Raw genomic sequence first — 356 nt, 5'->3', positions numbered from 1 at the left:
ACACTAAAAATACCCCTAGAGTTACCGCTCTAGGGGGTTTGGCTATCGCTACGATCATATCGTCTTTTGCCTTTGAATAAACTAAATAAGGATTTAACATGCCTAAAGTTAATAACGAACCCAAACCCAATAAGCGACCTAAAAAGTTCAAGCGCCCAAGCGTTAAAAAATCCCAAAAATACCTGATCACCAAAGACAACCGCTTCATTTACGCTAAATACGGCGATACGACCGCTAACGAATTAAAATTCTTTTACTATGTGATCAGTAAGCTAAACTCCATCAGCGACAAAGACTTTCAACTCCATGAAGTGCCTATCAGTGAGATTTTAGGGGAGGTGTTAAGTCATGAGAGC

1 protein-coding gene is annotated in these 356 nt (G+C 39.9%); it reads left to right on the top strand.

Features of this window, described 5'->3' with window-relative positions:
• Positions 1 to 98 precede the first annotated feature (98 nt).
• The coding region (locus F8C76_RS18095; protein ID WP_152132961.1) for a RepB family plasmid replication initiator protein at positions 99 to 356 on the top strand (258 nt) is incomplete at its 3' end.

This window comes from Flagellimonas olearia (assembly GCF_009184425.1).
In the GTDB taxonomy this organism is placed as follows: domain Bacteria; phylum Bacteroidota; class Bacteroidia; order Flavobacteriales; family Flavobacteriaceae; genus Flagellimonas; species Flagellimonas olearia.
This window is presented reverse-complemented; position numbering and strand designations above follow the sequence as displayed.